At 44.2% G+C, this 14,420-nt stretch carries 14 protein-coding genes; 5 read left to right on the plus strand and 9 right to left on the minus strand.

Annotation, left to right across the window (positions count from 1 at the left end):
• Positions 1-224: 224 nt before the first annotated feature.
• The gene (locus U0033_RS10715; RefSeq protein WP_245801698.1) at positions 225-1,346 is read right to left on the minus strand and encodes an AAA family ATPase; all 1,122 of its coding nucleotides are present in this window, start codon (positions 1,344-1,346) and stop codon (positions 225-227) included.
• The gene (locus U0033_RS10720; RefSeq protein ID WP_072356738.1) at positions 1,315-2,025 is read right to left on the minus strand and encodes an RNA ligase family protein; all 711 of its coding nucleotides are present in this window, start codon (positions 2,023-2,025) and stop codon (positions 1,315-1,317) included. The genes U0033_RS10715 and U0033_RS10720 overlap by 32 nt, the downstream gene beginning before the upstream one ends.
• 262 nt (positions 2,026-2,287) lie before the next feature.
• Here U0033_RS10720 and U0033_RS10725 point away from each other — a divergent pair, with 262 nt between their 5' ends.
• A complete protein-coding gene (locus U0033_RS10725) occupies positions 2,288-2,455 on the plus strand; it encodes a hypothetical protein (protein WP_177318519.1) in 168 nt (55 codons plus the stop codon).
• 187 nt (positions 2,456-2,642) lie between these two features.
• Here U0033_RS10725 and U0033_RS10730 read toward each other — a convergent pair whose 3' ends face one another.
• Positions 2,643-3,485, minus strand: coding sequence for a 3-keto-disaccharide hydrolase (locus U0033_RS10730; protein ID WP_072356737.1), 843 nt, complete (start codon positions 3,483-3,485; stop codon positions 2,643-2,645).
• A gap of 338 nt (positions 3,486-3,823) precedes the next feature.
• On the opposite strand from U0033_RS10730, the gene U0033_RS10735 reads away from it, so the two are divergent.
• Complete coding sequence (locus tag U0033_RS10735; RefSeq protein ID WP_083571300.1) at positions 3,824-4,552, plus strand: SRPBCC family protein; 729 nt, start codon at positions 3,824-3,826, stop codon at positions 4,550-4,552.
• A 98-nt stretch (positions 4,553-4,650) separates the two neighbouring features.
• Complete coding sequence (locus U0033_RS10740) at positions 4,651-4,953, plus strand: YtxH domain-containing protein (RefSeq protein WP_083571299.1); 303 nt, start codon at positions 4,651-4,653, stop codon at positions 4,951-4,953.
• Positions 4,954-5,021: 68 nt separating this feature from the next.
• Here U0033_RS10740 and U0033_RS10745 read toward each other — a convergent pair whose 3' ends face one another.
• From U0033_RS10745 to U0033_RS10760, 4 genes are all read right to left on the minus strand, one after another.
• Complete coding sequence (locus U0033_RS10745) at positions 5,022-6,260, minus strand: peroxiredoxin family protein (protein WP_072356735.1); 1,239 nt, start codon at positions 6,258-6,260, stop codon at positions 5,022-5,024.
• 112 nt (positions 6,261-6,372) lie between these two features.
• Entirely contained in the window at positions 6,373-7,050 is a 678-nt protein-coding gene (locus U0033_RS10750; protein ID WP_072356734.1) for a YggS family pyridoxal phosphate-dependent enzyme, read from the minus strand.
• Positions 7,051-7,117: 67 nt separating this feature from the next.
• Entirely contained in the window at positions 7,118-7,345 is a 228-nt protein-coding gene (locus U0033_RS10755) for a hypothetical protein (protein WP_072356733.1), read from the minus strand.
• An 11-nt stretch (positions 7,346-7,356) separates the two neighbouring features.
• Positions 7,357-8,496: an acyl-CoA dehydrogenase gene (locus U0033_RS10760; protein ID WP_072356732.1), complete on the minus strand. Its 1,140-nt coding sequence runs from the start codon at positions 8,494-8,496 to the stop codon at positions 7,357-7,359.
• Between the two features lie 240 nt (positions 8,497-8,736).
• On the opposite strand from U0033_RS10760, the gene U0033_RS10765 reads away from it, so the two are divergent.
• Complete coding sequence (locus tag U0033_RS10765) at positions 8,737-9,684, plus strand: arginase (protein WP_072356731.1); 948 nt, start codon at positions 8,737-8,739, stop codon at positions 9,682-9,684.
• A gap of 122 nt (positions 9,685-9,806) precedes the next feature.
• Here U0033_RS10765 and U0033_RS10770 read toward each other — a convergent pair whose 3' ends face one another.
• Together U0033_RS10770 and U0033_RS10775 are read right to left on the minus strand one after the other, a co-directional pair.
• Complete coding sequence (locus tag U0033_RS10770) at positions 9,807-12,419, minus strand: MGH1-like glycoside hydrolase domain-containing protein (protein WP_072356730.1); 2,613 nt, start codon at positions 12,417-12,419, stop codon at positions 9,807-9,809.
• Positions 12,420-12,435: 16 nt separating this feature from the next.
• Positions 12,436-13,521: a DUF3810 domain-containing protein gene (locus U0033_RS10775; protein ID WP_072356729.1), complete on the minus strand. Its 1,086-nt coding sequence runs from the start codon at positions 13,519-13,521 to the stop codon at positions 12,436-12,438.
• Between the two features lie 17 nt (positions 13,522-13,538).
• Here U0033_RS10775 and U0033_RS10780 point away from each other — a divergent pair, with 17 nt between their 5' ends.
• Entirely contained in the window at positions 13,539-14,417 is an 879-nt protein-coding gene (locus tag U0033_RS10780) for a fructosamine kinase family protein (RefSeq protein ID WP_072356728.1), read from the plus strand.
• The last annotated feature ends 3 nt before the right edge of the window (positions 14,418-14,420 follow it).

Here is a 14,420-nt window from a genome sequence, read left to right on the forward strand (position 1 = left end):
CCTGCAATTTACGGATTATATGGTTCAGGGAAGTTGGGAAGGCGCTTTCCTGAGTGATAGTACTACATTTTAGCAATACTATAACAATTGGTCAAAAAGTCGCCTACCCCATATACAGTGAAAGGCCTGTATATATTTTCTGACAGCATTGCACATATCCAGTGAAAAGGCCTGCATATGTTGTTTGACAGCATAGAGCATATTCAGTGAAAGGCCTGTATATGTCAACTCACCGCATACACCACTTCGTGGGCTTCTGTAAGATCCGGTACTTCCAGCTTATGCACCAGCCTTTGCATTACAGCAGCCGGTACAATAGCTTCCCTTGCACTGTTTTGTTTAAACAAAACCTTGTAAGGAACTTCAATATATATGACGATTATCTCCGCCGTATATTGTAAGCATAATGAAATTAATTGTTCACGCATGGAATGTGTGATATTGGTAGCATTCCACACAAAACTCTCCTGGTTCCTCAGGTGTACTCTTGCCTGTTCTTTCGCTTCCTGGATCACGCGTCCGTTGCCTGATTTATCGGTAGGTGCTACCTTCATACTTATCCTGATGGCATCCAGTGATACCACCGGCCAGTCCTTATAATTTCGCTGTACGTAAGTATCCTTCCCGGCACCAGGCAAACCACTCATGATCACTACTTTTACTTTAGGCCGTTCAAAAGGAACATAAGAACGATCAGTAGCAGCTTTCTGCAAGTAATGCATTCGTGCATGCGGGTTGGCAAAATATGGTGCCTGCCCCCAGCATTGTTGCTCCTTACACAGTTCTTCAAAGCATTCAATACGATATAGCAACTCCTGCTGATCCTGGCAGATTCTGCCCAAAACGTCTGCCTTTGCCAGCATGGCAAGCAATCTTGTGTCTACCTGCAAAGCAGCGATGATCAAGGCTTTTACAGGGTCCGGTTTTTGGAATACCCACAATGGCAAGCCATGAAAACGTACCAGCTTTGCAAGCTGTTCCCTTATAGCAAATGGTGCAGGTAATTCTTTATATAAGATCTGCCTTGTCGTCATCTCACCTTTGCGTGCATGACCGGGAGAAACGATTGAGCCATCAGCAAGAATTTCTGTGGTACCTGCTTTCTCCACATCATGCAGTAATGCAGCCGCCCACATAATTTCCTGTGTTTGCGCATCGAGTGCCTGGTATTCCGGGAGACTGATAAGGGCTGCAATGACCATCTGCGTATGTATATCGACGTTTCCTTCTGCATGATGACGTGCATCCTGCGGGATATCGCGCATACGTTTTATCCAGTCATAATTAGTTGCTAAATAATCCCATGATTTATTTTCACTGATAGTCCACATATTGACCTCCTTCATAATTTAAACGGGCACGTTTCCAGTTGCGCGTCCAATGCACATCTGTTTTTACGTGTCCTTTTCTTACATACTTAAATACGTGTTCAGCAAATGAGCTGACAGGATAGCTCCCGGCATCTCTCGTGACCACGCCTTCCATGGTGGCTGGTGCACCCGTGAATGCATCGTGTGCAGCAAAGGCACCAGGGCCGTTTACAATATCGAGCAAATCACTTTCGAATGATTGTTGGGAAGTGGGTGCAGGCAGTTTTTTAATCACTGGCACTACCGGCAGATCCAGCATTGCTGCGTAAAAGCAGGTTTCTTCCCAACTGAGCCACTGCCCGTTTTCTCTGACTGCAAATACATAAAAATGATGATCAAGATTTTTGTAAGCGATGGAATGAATCGCGTATACATTCTCCAGAAATATTTCCAGGTCACCGAGATCATTTTTTATGAGCTGCCAGTAACGGCGCAGGGTCTCTGTCCAGGGAGATGTAGTAGGCGCTACATGTGAGCGTGCGAATACACCATGCCTGGAGAGACAATTATTTTCACCGTCTAACTTTTCCGTGTGAATCAGTGCCGGAATGGTGCTGATGTATTGCCAGTAATTATGCTGGATACGATCATCACTGGTGGTTCCCGGTGAGAACGGAAAATGATAGGTACGGCCATATTTTTCTGAAATAGCCATGTTGTTCAGGGTTTGGTAAAGACAAAGATTTCACAGGCCATACCTGCGGAGATGCAGGTGGCGGAAGAAGCGGTTAATATGCCTGTGAGATTACATGGCGCAAGGTTTGAATTATTTTTTTATTGGGGGCAAAGATAAGGAACTACTTTTTAGAATTAGAAAATAATTCAAACTGTAACACTCCCGGTTTTTAAGGATATAGGGGTTGCATCTCCCGGCACGCAATTTGATTTTTCAATATTGGAACTAAATGTTTACAAATATGAAACACTTATTCATACCATTGTTGTTGGGGATCTTATTGTGGGGAGCGGCTTGTGTGCCACCGCGTAATGGACCACCAAGGCCACCGAAACCACCGACGCCACCCCATGGCGCTATTCAGCAGGCATTACCGGATACTGCTTTCATGGCACCGGTCATTGTTTAGGAAATAAAACATTGATGAAAGTGGGAATTCACCAACAGGAATGAACCCATTTTTCAGCAATAAAAGGGGCTGTCTTCGAAAAACTTCGAAACAGCCCCTTCTTATTCAGGTTCCTTATGGAGATAATTTTTTAAACGATTTCTGGGGCTTCATTTTACTTGTGATACATCCCCTTTTATATGTACAATTATTTTGTGCGGTTTTCTTCCTGCAATTTATGGATGATGGCATCCAGTTTCTTCGGGTCTTTCATATAAGGAGAAAGATCAAACAATTCTATTTTTCTAAAATCAGTTGGCGCACTTTCACTCTGTATAGAGATGGTGCCTTCACTCAGTAAACGTCCTTCTTTTAGCAGCTTAGGGTCAGCATCTGCTACGTTTCCACCACCTACCTGTGGTTTATTGTATACAATTACTGTATCGTTAAATACGATGTGTTTTATCACAGAATCACCTAACACCAAGGCCCCTACTCTTACCCATTGTTCTCCATGATATGTTTTGGATGTACTGGTATTACAATGCGCTGTAATCAGTTTTCCATTGATGACAACATTCGTACCTGGTGTACACAGGTTACCCGTTGGGCGCGGGTCTTTCCCATTTCCTCCTAACAACTGATTTTCCAGTGAAATAGGAAAATCCTGGTTCAGACCCATGCTGGCAGCGCTCTGCCCGTGTAGCATTAAACCGTTATTACGCAGTGCCCATGCAGGTCCGCCCTTTACCTGTTCACCTACGAAACGATATTCTGCGATCAGCAGATATGCAGAGAAATTCTTCCTGTAAAATAGGTGGCCATAGCGCTCGCCCCAATCTTTATAATTGTCATAGCGCACTTCAAGAATACCATTTTCCACCCGGAAGGTATTGCCGAAATTATCATTTATTTTATGGCCTCTGATCTTGATATCCCAGTTTTTGAGGTCTTTGCCATTAAAGAGTTGAATCCATCCTTTTTGCGATTTTTGCTGGGCCGGGCAGGCGAGGGACAAAAGCAGGCAGCCAGCTGTCAACAGTTTTTTCATAACTCTGTTTTGATTTTAGGAGTATTAAGATATGTTATGTTGACTATATTTCATAATGCAGGTTGGCATGTTATTGCACCACACTCCTGCACTCTTTAGTGGCGGTAAGAAGAAAGCTGCTCCTTTGGTAACAACAACTGGCCAGCGATTTGCAGCATTTAAAGGATAATGCACTGGCGCCTCACTGGGTAATGACATTTATGAACAATTGGCAGCTGATTACAAAAACTAGCAGTCTGTGAATTTCGTTACTCAATCGAAAATTCTAATAACAACTGAATATCAACAACTTAACCTTTAGCAGCATTTTAGTATTGTAAACTGTAAAAAGTGTTATTATGAGCAAATATAATCATCCTTTGAATGGTCATGGCGAACCAAGAGCCACCGCTTTATACGAACACTCCAATGTACTCAACGTAAGTAAACCCGGGCGGATCGCTTCTATTGTAGGCGGTGCGATGATGACAACCAGCGCTATCAGCGGGATCAACAAACACCCTATTCGCAGTTTGCTCAGGCTGATTGCCGGTGGTTATCTCCTGTACAGGGGTATTTCTGGCAATTGCCCAATCTCGGCAGTAGCAGGCAGAAGTTCGTCTGACAAACACAATAGTGCGATTAATATCCGCACGAAATTCATTGTTGACAAGCCCCGTTTTGAAGTGTACAATTTCTGGCGTTCTGTAGAGAACCTGCCGCATTTTATGCGGCATCTGGCAGTTGTTACGGAAACAGATAGTCATCATTCTCACTGGGTGGCTACCGGACCCGGCAAACTCGGCACCATTGAATGGGATGCAGAAATTATCAAAGACGAGCCGGGTGAAATGATCGGATGGCGCTCTGCTCCTGGTTCTGACCTGGTAACTGCCGGTAAAATTACATTTAGTGATGCTATTAGTGGAGGTACTGATATGGAAGTGATTATTACCTATCGTCCGCCTGCAGGTTATGTAGGTACTGGACTGGCGTGGATCCTGAATCCTGCGTTTGAAAACATGATCAGAAAAGATATCTTAAGATTTAAGAACTATGTAGAAACAGGAGAAATTCAGACTTTGTAAGTTGGGGTTTCACAATTTTTTTACATTTAACAGATTGGTTCTGGCCTGATATTTGGCACTCGATACATGCATTTTGTTTAACCTTATAAACTTTTTTTATGAGCACAATGAAATTAATATACGGCGCATTAGCAGGATTGGCAGCTGGAGTTGCAATCGGAGTATTAACTGCACCAGAGAGTGGTGAAGAAACAAGGAAAAAGATTAGAAAATCAGCTGATGAGGTGAATAAACGTTTCAGGCGTATTGTAGGCAGTGGTGCCGATAGTTTAACCGAGCTGAAAGATATTTTCGAGAATGAAACGACTGGAATGAGAGATGATGTAAAGGAACGTGTATTGAAAATTATAGATGAAAGCAATTCTTCCTATAAAAGGTTTAAAAAAGAGTCGCTTTCCTAATTGCATAAAACGGATGGCCACGCATAAAAGTAAAAAGGTCCTGCTGAATGAGCAGGACCTTTTTACTTTTATTCAGCTAAGAGTGTTGTTATGAGTTGATTAAATTCTTTTTTGAATGCTTCATAATGCTCTCCTGTACCAGGACCGGAGAAACCGGTATGCACTTCTTTTACATTTCCTTTCTTATCAATGAAGATCGTAGTTGGGAAACCTTTGATACCTGTCAGCTGTGGCAACGTCTTCTCTGCTTTTTGCGGATCGCCCGGTGTCACACCTGTGATCAATACGGGGTAAGTGACATCAAATCTCTTCAGGAATCCGGCCAGCGCCTTCTGAGAGGTAGCAAAATCAGTCGTCCTTTCATAAGAAAGACCAATTACTTCCACCCCACGGGCTTTATTTTCTTTGTACCAGTTACTTAAGAAACCAGTTTCATCCATACAGTTCGGGCACCAGCTACCCATTAGGGTGATCACGACTACCTTTCCTGCAAAACGCTTATCTTTTATACTTACCTTCTTCCCATTCATATCCGGAAAGGTAAAATCGAGGCGCTTATTCCCCGGTTTGGTAGTAGCCAGTGAACGTTCATCCGGCAAAGCAGCTTTGTCATCTTTTCGGCCTACCCACTGTTCTTTACCGGCACCAATACCCGCATAGAAAACGCCGTTTTCCAGTGAGCCATCTTTTACCTGTGCGGTAAAATAGTAAGCATGAGAACCATCAAAAGTGGAGAGTTTCAGGCTATCTCCATCTACAATTCCTTCCAGGAAGCGGTAATCGCCCGTGGAGGTCAGGAATGTGCCGGTTACTTTACTGCCGGTTTGTTTAAACTCTCCAACTGCATAGGAAGAATCCGGCTTACCGGCATTAAAGAACCAGGTAGCATAACGCCCTGTAATATTTAAGCTGGCGGGTGTCTGTACATGAAAACGTTCTTTTACATTATGAGCAGCAGTAAAAGGAATGGTTACATCCCCGGGAGGAAGATGGCGTACCCACAATCCTTCAAGGGAGCCATTATTGGTGATAACAGCTTTGAATTCAGAATCGAAGAAAGGCATTTTGATGAATATGGAGTCGCCTTTTAGTTTCACATCATCTACGAGCATGCGATCCTGGGCATTGAGGATATAGATTACTTTCTTGCGGGCACTGTCTTTCACCTCAAAGTTAAACACGATGTCCGCACCATCTGCACGATGCAGGCTACCTCTCCAGGTGCCATTAGGCAGATCGTATTTTTCCAGGCTTTTACCGAATATAAATGCTGGCAGTACTGCCAGTAACCAACAATGCTTGAGCATACTAGTCTATTAATTTTATGGAGTAAAGATAGGGAATTTATATCGGGAAAATTATATGGCCTGTGAGGTTCGCTCACAGGCCTGCAGTTTGAGAGATTTGTGCCTAATAGGGTTAGGATCGCGCGCCAAAGAGCATACTACCAATTCTTACCATGGTGCTTCCTTCTTCCAGGGCGATAGTATAATCTCCGCTCATACCGATGGAGAGTTCAGTGAGCTGCTCATCTCCGGGTGCGAAAGTGGCTTTCAGCTGTGTTTGAAGGGCTTTTAAGCGCCTGAATTCGGCTCTTACCTGCTCCATATTTTCAGTATTGGTCGCCATGCCCATAAAGCCGGCTATGCGGATATGCTGAAACTTGTCAGCCTGCGCTTTCCATTGGGTGAGGACTTCCCTCAATTCCGATTCATCCAGGCCAAATTTGGTTTCTTCCTCTGCAATGTGGACTTGCAACAGGCAGCGGATAATACGATGATGCTTAGCGGCTTGTTTATCGATTTCTTCCAGGAGGCGCAGACTGTCTACTGCGTGGATCATAGATACGAAGGGAGCGATGTATTTTACCTTGTTCGACTGGAGATGGCCGATGAAATGCCATTCGATATCAGCAGGCAGGATGGGATGTTTTTCCTGTAGTTCCTGAACGTAGTTCTCACCGAAGATCCGTTGGCCTGCATCATACAGGGCTTGTATGTCGGAGGCTGGTTTTACTTTGGAGACAGCCACAAGACTGGCTTTGTGAGGCGCCAGTTCGGCCATGACTTTGTTATATGCGGGTAGATTTACTGACATCCCGCAAAGGTAGTAATTGTGGCTTGCGGCAGCAAGGAGGATTTTGTTGCTTTTCTAACCCAAAACCTTAATCGATATGCTCTGAAGATTGCTCCATATAAGACCCTCCACCGACTTTCTCCCGCTTTTCCCGCCGCTTATTGGACGCGGCATTCAGTGACACCAGAATGATCATAAACGCCACTGCTGCCACTGAAGGTGCTATAAACCAGAAAGGCACTGACAGCGCCACACTAATGATGGTGAGCTTCAGAAAATGAGAAAAATCGTTGGAGGAATCTTTTTTATGTGACATAAACCTGAGTTTTAGCCAAGTATACTGCGCCCGATCACGATCCGCTGCACCTCGCTGGTACCCTCATAAATCTGCGTGATCTTCGCATCTCTCATCAGTCTTTCTACATGGTACTCTTTCACATAGCCATAGCCACCATGTACCTGCACGGCCTCAGTCGTTACCCACATCGCCGTTTCTGAGGCATACACTTTCGCCATCGAACCACTGAGGGTATAGTCTTGATGCTGATCTTTCTCCCATGCAGCCCTGAAACACAGCAATCTTGCCGCTTCTATACGGGTAGCCATATCTGCCAGTTTGAACTGGATGGCCTGGTGCTGACTGATCTCTTTGCCAAAAGCCTTTCGTTGTTTGGAGTAATTTATGGCTAATTCATAAGCACCGGAAGCAATACCCAATGCCTGAGAAGCGATGCCGATACGGCCTCCTGCCAAAGTTTTCATAGCGAACTTAAAGCCGAATCCATCTTCCCCTATCCTGTTCTGTTTAGGCACTTTTACGTCCAGGAACATGATGCTGTGGGTATCACTCCCCCTGATTCCCATTTTATTTTCCTTGGCCCCTACTGTTACGCCGGGGCTGTTTTTCTCTACGATCAGGACATTAATGCCTTTGCTACCTTTGTCAGGGTGGGTCTGAGCGATTACAAGGTACACACTGGCACTGCTACCATTCGTGATCCAGTTTTTTGTACCATTGAGGAGGTAAAAGTCACCCTTATCTTCCGCCGTAGTACGCTGGGAGGTAGCATCGGAACCGGCTTCTGGCTCACTGAGCAGGAAGGCGCCGGTGATTTCGCCTTTGGCAAGGGGTACCAGATACTGCTGTTTTTGCTCTTCAGAGCCATATTGCTCCAGGCCCCAGCAGACTAATGAATTATTTACGCTCATACAAACAGAGGTGGAAGCATCTATTTTGGATATTTCCTCCATAGCCAGTACATAGGAAATGGTGTCAAGGCCTGCACCTCCGTATTTTGGGTCTACCATCATTCCGAGAAATCCCAACTCTCCCAGTTTTTTGATCTGCGCTGCGGGGTAAATCTGTTTCTCATCTCTTTCTATGACGCCGGGTAATAGTTCATTTTGGGCAAAGTCCCGGGCAGCCTTTTGAATCATCAGGTGTTCTTCAGTGAGTTGAAAGTCCATGGAATTTACGTTTTGTTGGAGTTATTGATATGAACGAATTTATCGTTTTTATACGTTGGAATTCCACATTTAATCTTTATCCATTTTTAACCTGAAAATATTAAAGATTATTTGAAGATACACCGTCCTTATTGGAATAATTATATGTTTTCATGCAGGTATGTAAATACCTCCACAGTGCAAGCAGCCGACCGTTCATTTAAAAACCATTAGCTTGCTAAACAGGAATAACATCCTTTTATGAAAAATATTAAGATCATTGAGGTGAAATCAGAGATTGGCGCGGGAACAAGAGGCGCTAGTCTGGGAGTGGAAGCGATTAAAATAGCTGCACTGGATTTTATGAGCAACTTTTTTGTGCATTTCCCTACTGAAGCAATTGAAACAGAAAATAAACTGCTTTTTGAACCGATAGAATCTCCTTATGCAAAACGGATTAAAGGTACCCTGGCATTATACGAAAGAATCAGCAAAAGTGTGAGTGAAACGGTAAAAGCGAACTGGTTCCCGGTAGTATTATCAGGCGATCATAGTACAGCAGGAGCTACAATTGCGGGTTTGAAAATGGCGCGGCCGAAGGCAAAAATAGGGGCTATCTGGATTGATGCGCATGCGGATCTGCATACACCGTATACAACTCCATCAGGGAATATGCATGGGATGCCGGTGGCTATTTCTATTGCTGAAGATAACCTGGAATGTAAGGTGCACGACCTTGATGAGAATACCATTAAAAATTGGGAAGCCCTGAAGAATATAGGAGGCATCGCGCCAAAGGTATTACCTGAAGATATTGTGTTTATTTCATTACGCGATTATGAGAAGGAAGAAGAAGCCCTGATCAAACAGTATGGAATGAAAGTAATTACTACCAATGAAGTGCGGAGAAAAGGGGCAGAGCAGATAGCAAGAGCCGTGTTCAGGTATCTGAGTGATTGCGAGTATATATATGTATCGTTTGATGTGGATAGCCTGGATAGTTCTATTTCTAAAGGTACCGGTACACCGGTAACGAATGGCTTACGGGAAAGAGAAGTAGAGGACCTGATTGCGAAATTTATGCAGCATAGAAAGATCTGCTGCTTTGAGATAACGGAAGTAAATCCGACGCTGGATAAGGAGAATTTAATGGCGGAGATTGCCTTTAATATATTGCAGAGAAGTGTGAATGTGCTGCTGATGAATTAGTATAAAACATTCATGAAAGAGGGAATTCGACTTGGGATGACATGGTATTTAAGTTTAGCAACATAAATTTACCTCTTTCATGCCCGTTGGTGAGTTCCATCTTTCATGAACGTTTTTATTGATCATGGATTCGTATGCTTCATCCTGATCAGGTTAGCCACAAGACCAGTCCAGCCTGTTTGGTGCGCAGCCCCCAATCCCTTGCCACTATCTCCATGGAAGTATTCATGAAACTGAATTAGATCTGCAAAATGCGGATCTTTCTGTAATTTCTCATTATCTCCAAATACCGGCCTGTGGCCTCTTTCATCCTTCCGGAAAATTTTCAGCAAACGATCTGCCAGCAATGTACCTACTTCTTTCAGGGAATAATAAGAACCTGATGATGTAGGATATTCTATACGGAAATCATCTGAGTAGAAATAATGAAATTTACGCAGACTTTCTATCAGCAGAAAATTCATCTGTATCCATACAGGGCCACGCCAGTTAGAGTTTCCACCATAAGTAATCGTATCACTTTCGCCTGGAACATATTTTACGATCAGCTCTGTACCGTTTTCCCTAAGCCGATAGGGCGATGCTTCGTATTTTTTAGATAAGGAACGAATACCATATTCGCCCAGGAATTCCGTTTCATCCAGCATTCGATATAGCAGCCGCTTCATACGATGTCCACGCAATAAACTCAATAGGTGTTTATTTTCTTTCCCTTCCTCATACCAGCGAGACACCAACTGTGCTAAATCCGGCCTGTGACGCAGGAACCACGACATGCGCTCCGCAAATACGGGATTATTTTCCAGGGCTTCTTTTGAAATTACTTCTACCGCACACAGGGGAATCAATCCTACCATACTTCTGAATTTCAGTTTCAGAATCCTGTTATCTGGCGCCCGTAACTGATCATAGAAAAATTCATCTTCCTCATCCCACAAACCATTCGCTCCTGTTCCCATGCTCGCCATCGCACCGGCTATGTACATGAAGTGTTCAAAGAACTTTGTCGCCATACCATTATACACCTTATTATGCTTGCACAGTTCCAGTGAAATGTGCAGCATATTCAGGGCATAGGTCGCCATCCAGCTTGTAGCATCTGCCTGCTCTTCACGTACCCCATCTGGTAATGGCAGGCTCCTGTCAAATGCACCAATGTTATCTAATCCTAAGAAACCACCTTCGAAAATATTACTGCCATTACTATCTTTTCTATTCACCCACCAGGTGAAATTGATCAGTAATTTGTGGAACAGAGATTCTAAAAAATGATAGTCCTTCTCCCCTTTCAGCGCAGCATCCTGCTTAAATACACGATATACGGCACCCGCATGCACCGGCGGATTTACATCCCCAAATGCCCACTCATACGCAGGAAATTCGCCTGACGGGTGCATGTACCATTCTTCAGTCAGCAGCAACAATTGCTGCTTTGCAAAATCAGGATCTACCAATGCCAGCGTGACACAATGGAACGCAAGATCCCATGCCGCATACCAGGGAAATTCCCATTTATCAGGTACTGAAATGATATCTTCATTTACGAGGTGTTTCCACTCTTTATTACGCCCATTCCAGCGTTCCGCAGGAGGCTCCGGCTGTGAGGGATCTCCTTCCAGCCAGCGCTGTACTTTATAATAATAAAACTGTTTATTCCACAGCATGCCTGCCAGTGCCTGGCGCTGGATCAGTTTCTCATCTTCATCTTTGATCTCGCTCTGCAATTCTTCGTAGTAAGTATTTGCATCAGCCACCCGTGCGGCAAACAGGTCTTCAAAACCGGCAAAAGGTTGCGCCTTCGCCTTGTCAGTCAACCTTAAGCGAATGGTATGTGAACCATGTGCCGGTACTGAAATATCATAGTGCACCGCCGCCTTGGTACCTTGCTTAGCAGGATTGACAGTTGCTGCACCGTGGATGATATAATCATTGATCCCATCTTTTGCAAAAGGAGTGATGGCATCTACATTGTATAATTTTTGATTGTTGGATTCATTTTCGCAAAACAACATTTCCTGTCCATCCTCCTGGTACAGGTACTGCACCTGCAATTTCTCATGCTCAAAACGGATGGTTTGCGCATCCTCCTGCCACAATGCGGGTTTATAAGGCCGGCGCCCCCATACCCAGGTATTACGGAACCATACGGTAGGTAATACGCTTAGCGGGGCATCGGTATTGCTCCTGTTGTGGATGGTGATTTTGACAAGGATATCATCTATATCCTCCTTTGCATATTCTATGAAGATATCAAAGTATTTGTCTTCATTAAAAAGCCCGGTATCGATCAGTTCGTATTCTTCTTCCGTTTTCCCTCTGCGGGCATTTTCGCGTTTCAGTAATTCATATGGATATGCCTGCTGCACATACTTATAGAGCATCTTCATATAAGAGTGTGTAGGCGTTGCATCCAGGTAATAATAGAGTTCTTTTACATCTTCGCCATGATTGCCTTCGGCATTATTCAGTCCGAAGTAGCGTTCTTTCAAAATCGGGTCCTGCTTATTCCAGAAGGCCAGTGAAAAACACAAAAGTTGTTTCTCATCACAAATGCCACCAATACCCTCTTCTCCCCATCTCCATGCTTTACTTCTCGCCATATCATGTGTGGTAAAGTCCCATGAACTGCCACTACCACTGTAATCCTCGCGTACAGTACCCCATTGTCTGTCACTCACATAAGACCCCCATTTCTTCCAGCCTTGTATCTGAAGGCGTTGTTGTTCCTGATTCATCGTATGCTGCTTTTGATCAATGAATATGGAAGTAGGCTATAAGCCATCCCACCACTTCATTATAACTACTTATTCCTTTTTCCTGCTTATTAGCCTTCAGGTACTGATCATAGATCATAGACGTATAATCATCTACCGGGCCGCTGTATTTGTGATAGAAATTCTTTAACTGATGGTAATCTTCGTGTATGCCAGGAACGGCTTTCTGCCAGAGTTCCTTTGTCATCGTGGTATCCTGCCAGCGCAACTGCCGGATGCTGTACATGAACATCTCGAAATTGGCCGCATACCTGAAACGAACATCCTTTGCATGACCAGCTACGAGGTAGCCGATAAAATTGGCTTCTTCCTCTGCCCCATATCCCAATTGATGTGCCACTTCATGACAGATTGTGAATGGATGTAAGAAACCTGGCGTAGTTACATTCACCTGGGCTTCACCCGTAAAAGGATTGAGGTAGCCGCCTACATTCATATAGTTCATCCAGGTACCATAGAGCGATGTTTTGAGACAGGGATGCGTATACTTCAGCACCGGCCATTGCTGTGCTGCCTGATCATAGGCTACCACAGCCCGCTGAAAAAGCTGAACACTATCTGCTCCGGGATGGGTAACACTGAGCGTATCTCCCATTTCCACCCGGTTTGCATTTACTTGTTGCAACAAAGTATCAGCCAGTTTGTATAACTGTTGTGTACTGTACTCATTTACTTCCAGTTGCATATCTTTTTCGAGGGAGAAGCGGTCATAGTTAAATCCCCACAGGACCAGAAAGGCCAGGTATAAAGTCAGAACAGCACTAATTCCCTTCAGGAAATACAAAAAACTCTCCTTCCATTGGGTTTTGATCAGTTTATAACATAATTTTAACAAATTTATGCTACCTGTTATAACCCAGGCAGCATAAATTACGTCGCCAACACTAAAGGGAATGGTTCCCAAAACCGTCCTGAGCAAGTTACTTATCCAAAAGTAGAACCTATGAAAATACCACCCTTCAAAACGATGGCTGAATGTGAACAGCCCCTTCAAAATGATGACGCACAAAATTGTTACCAAAATACGTACTCCTATGTGCCTTATCTTTGCATTTGTATCCATACTAATCAGCGCGTAAAATGACAGATGAGATCTTACTGGGCGAACTTACAACAGCGCTATCCTGCCAGTCAGGAGTGAAAATACACATTAATTACGCAGAAAAAATATCCGGTGGAGATATTAACGAAACATATAAGCTTTCCACAACTGACGGATCATTGTTTCTGAAGATGAATGATGCGCATATTTATCCGGACATGTTCGTGAGAGAACTGAACGGACTCAATATACTCCGTGGCACCAATGCCATCTCTGTACCCCGCCCTTTGGCTACCGGAACAGTGGGAGACAAAGGATTCCTGGTTACTGAATTTATGGAGAAAGGCGGGGTGACACCTGACTTTTGGGAAAACTTTGGTGCAAGCCTGTCAAGAATACATCGCCAAACGCAAACATACTACGGGTTTTCCGAGACCAATTACATTGGTACGCTCAAGCAATATAATACACCTTACAGCAGCTGGCCGGTATTCTATGCCTTTAACCGTTTGCAACCGCTTACCAGGGCAGCTTATGATCAGCAGGTAATGGACAAGGCTATGGTGGTACAAATGGAACACCTGTGGAAGCGTTTGCCAGCCATGTTCCCTGACGAAAAGCCTGCACTGCTGCATGGCGACCTCTGGTCAGGCAATTTTATGGTGGGCAAGGATGGCAAGGCATGTGTATACGATCCTGCGGTATATTATGGGCACAGGGAAATGGATCTGGCTATGACCAGGTTGTTCGGAGGTTTTGATACACGCTTTTATTACAGTTATCAGACCATGTATCCCCTGGCCGAAGGATGGCAGTCCAGGATTGGTGTCTGCCAGTTATATCCGCTCATGGTTCACCTGCTTTTATTTGGAGGTAGCTATTACAATAGTGTAAAGGAGATTCTTGACGAGTTTTAATGG

This window comes from Chitinophaga sancti, from assembly GCF_034424315.1.
Lineage (GTDB): Bacteria > Bacteroidota > Bacteroidia > Chitinophagales > Chitinophagaceae > Chitinophaga > Chitinophaga sancti.

Bases quoted from the DNA above. Each gene is read 5' to 3' on its own strand.
- U0033_RS10715 (WP_245801698.1), bottom strand. From the start codon at position 1,346: ATGAAGGAGGTCAATATGTGGACTATCAGTGAAAATAAATCATGGGAT.
- U0033_RS10720 (WP_072356738.1), bottom strand. From the start codon at position 2,025: ATGGCTATTTCAGAAAAATATGGCCGTACCTATCATTTTCCGTTCTCA.
- U0033_RS10725 (WP_177318519.1), top strand. From the start codon at position 2,288: ATGAAACACTTATTCATACCATTGTTGTTGGGGATCTTATTGTGGGGA.
- U0033_RS10730 (WP_072356737.1), bottom strand. From the start codon at position 3,485: ATGAAAAAACTGTTGACAGCTGGCTGCCTGCTTTTGTCCCTCGCCTGC.
- U0033_RS10735 (WP_083571300.1), top strand. From the start codon at position 3,824: ATGAGCAAATATAATCATCCTTTGAATGGTCATGGCGAACCAAGAGCC.
- U0033_RS10740 (WP_083571299.1), top strand. From the start codon at position 4,651: ATGAGCACAATGAAATTAATATACGGCGCATTAGCAGGATTGGCAGCT.
- U0033_RS10745 (WP_072356735.1), bottom strand. From the start codon at position 6,260: ATGCTCAAGCATTGTTGGTTACTGGCAGTACTGCCAGCATTTATATTC.
- U0033_RS10750 (WP_072356734.1), bottom strand. From the start codon at position 7,050: ATGTCAGTAAATCTACCCGCATATAACAAAGTCATGGCCGAACTGGCG.
- U0033_RS10755 (WP_072356733.1), bottom strand. From the start codon at position 7,345: ATGTCACATAAAAAAGATTCCTCCAACGATTTTTCTCATTTTCTGAAG.
- U0033_RS10760 (WP_072356732.1), bottom strand. From the start codon at position 8,496: ATGGACTTTCAACTCACTGAAGAACACCTGATGATTCAAAAGGCTGCC.
- U0033_RS10765 (WP_072356731.1), top strand. From the start codon at position 8,737: ATGAAAAATATTAAGATCATTGAGGTGAAATCAGAGATTGGCGCGGGA.
- U0033_RS10770 (WP_072356730.1), bottom strand. From the start codon at position 12,419: ATGAATCAGGAACAACAACGCCTTCAGATACAAGGCTGGAAGAAATGG.
- U0033_RS10775 (WP_072356729.1), bottom strand. From the start codon at position 13,521: ATGGATACAAATGCAAAGATAAGGCACATAGGAGTACGTATTTTGGTA.
- U0033_RS10780 (WP_072356728.1), top strand. From the start codon at position 13,539: ATGACAGATGAGATCTTACTGGGCGAACTTACAACAGCGCTATCCTGC.